A 2505-nucleotide genomic window follows, 5' to 3' on the forward strand; every position below is an offset into this window, starting at 1 on the left:
GTCGTGACTGCGTGCCTTTTGAAGAATGAGCCTGCGAGTTTGCGGTGTGTTGCGAGGTTAACCCGTGTGGGGAAGCCGTAGCGAAAGCGAGTCCGAATAGGGCGATTCAGTAGCACGCTCAAGACCCGAAGCGGAGTGATCTAGCCATGGGCAGGTTGAAGCGGAGGTAAGACTTCGTGGAGGACCGAACCCACCAGGGTTGAAAACCTGGGGGATGACCTGTGGTTAGGGGTGAAAGGCCAATCAAACTCCGTGATAGCTGGTTCTCCCCGAAATGCATTTAGGTGCAGCGTCGTGTGTTTCTTGCCGGAGGTAGAGCACTGGATAGGCGATGGGCCCTACCGGGTTACTGACCTTAGCCAAACTCCGAATGCCGGTAAGTGAGAGCACGGCAGTGAGACTGTGGGGGATAAGCTCCATGGTCGAGAGGGAAACAGCCCAGAGCATCGACTAAGGCCCCTAAGCGTACGCTAAGTGGGAAAGGATGTGGAGTCGCAGAGACAACCAGGAGGTTGGCTTAGAAGCAGCCACCCTTGAAAGAGTGCGTAATAGCTCACTGGTCAAGTGATTCCGCGCCGACAATGTAGCGGGGCTCAAGCGTACCGCCGAAGTCGTGTCATTGCAGTACATACCCCCAACGGGGACTGTGATGGGTAGGGGAGCGTCGTGTGCCGGGTGAAGCAGCCGCGGAAGCGAGTTGTGGACGGTTCACGAGTGAGAATGCAGGCATGAGTAGCGATACACACGTGAGAAACGTGTGCGCCGATTGACTAAGGGTTCCTGGGTCAAGCTGATCTGCCCAGGGTAAGTCGGGACCTAAGGCGAGGCCGACAGGCGTAGTCGATGGACAACCGGTTGATATTCCGGTACCCGCTTTGAAACGCCCAATATCGAGCCCATTAATGCTAAGCCCGTGAAGCCGTTCCGGACCCTTCGGGGAAAGGAAAGTGGTGGAGCCGGCGAACCAAGGTGGTAGTAGGTAAGCGATGGGGTGACGCAGGAAGGTAGTCCAGCCCGGGCGGTGGTAGTCCCGGGGTAAGGGTGTAGGGCGCTGTCTAGGCAAATCCGGACAGCACATAGCCTGAGACCTGATGCCGAGCCGATTGTGGTGAAGTGGATGATCCTATGCTGTCGAGAAAAGCCTCTAGCGAGTTTCATGGCGGCCCGTACCCTAAACCGACTCAGGTGGTCAGGTAGAGAATACCGAGGCGTTCGGGTGAACTATGGTTAAGGAACTCGGCAAAATGCCCCCGTAACTTCGGGAGAAGGGGGGCCACGCCTGGTGATCGGATTTACTCCGTGAGCTGGGGGTGGCCGCAGAGACCAGCGAGAAGCGACTGTTTACTAAAAACACAGGTCCGTGCGAAGCCGTAAGGCGATGTATACGGACTGACGCCTGCCCGGTGCTGGAACGTTAAGGGGACCGGTTAGTGACCTTTCGGGGTTGCGAAGCTGAGAACTTAAGCGCCAGTAAACGGCGGTGGTAACTATAACCATCCTAAGGTAGCGAAATTCCTTGTCGGGTAAGTTCCGACCTGCACGAATGGCGTAACGACTTCTCGACTGTCTCAACCATAGGCCCGGTGAAATTGCACTACGAGTAAAGATGCTCGTTTCGCGCAGCAGGACGGAAAGACCCCGGGACCTTTACTACAGTTTGATATTGGTGTTCGGTTCGGCTTGTGTAGGATAGGTGGGAGACTTTGAAGCAGCCACGCCAGTGGTTGTGGAGTCGCCGTTGAAATACCACTCTGGTCGTGCTGGATGTCTAACCTGGGTCCGTGATCCGGATCAGGGACAGTGTCTGATGGGTAGTTTAACTGGGGCGGTTGCCTCCCAAAGGGTAACGGAGGCGCCCAAAGGTTCCCTCAGCCTGGTTGGCAATCAGGTGTTGAGTGTAAGTGCACAAGGGAGCTTGACTGTGAGACCGACGGGTCGAGCAGGGACGAAAGTCGGGACTAGTGATCCGGCGGTGGCTTGTGGAAGCGCCGTCGCTCAACGGATAAAAGGTACCCCGGGGATAACAGGCTGATCTTCCCCAAGAGTCCATATCGACGGGATGGTTTGGCACCTCGATGTCGGCTCGTCGCATCCTGGGGCTGGAGTCGGTCCCAAGGGTTGGGCTGTTCGCCCATTAAAGCGGTACGCGAGCTGGGTTTAGAACGTCGTGAGACAGTTCGGTCCCTATCCGCTGTGCGCGTAGGAATATTGAGAAGGGCTGTCCCTAGTACGAGAGGACCGGGACGGACGAACCTCTGGTGTGCCAGTTGTCCTGCCAAGGGCATGGCTGGTTGGCTACGTTCGGGAGGGATAACCGCTGAAAGCATCTAAGCGGGAAGCCTGCTTCGAGATGAGTATTCCCACCTCCTTGAGAGGGTAAGGCTCCCAGTAGACGACTGGGTTGATAGGCCGGATGTGGAAGCCCAGTAATGGGTGGAGCTGACCGGTACTAATAGGCCGAGGGCTTGTCCTCAGTTGCTCGCGTCCACTGTGTTAGTTCTGAAG

General features: G+C 56.6%; 1 rRNA gene. It reads left to right on the forward strand.

Going from position 1 to position 2505, the window contains the following annotated elements:
- Positions 1-2473, forward strand: a 23S ribosomal RNA gene (locus ACIGHB_RS34250); the annotation flags it as partial.
- Positions 2474-2505: the final 32 nt, after the last annotated feature.

This window comes from Streptomyces sp. NPDC085460 (assembly GCF_044541975.1).
GTDB lineage: Bacteria > Actinomycetota > Actinomycetes > Streptomycetales > Streptomycetaceae > Streptomyces.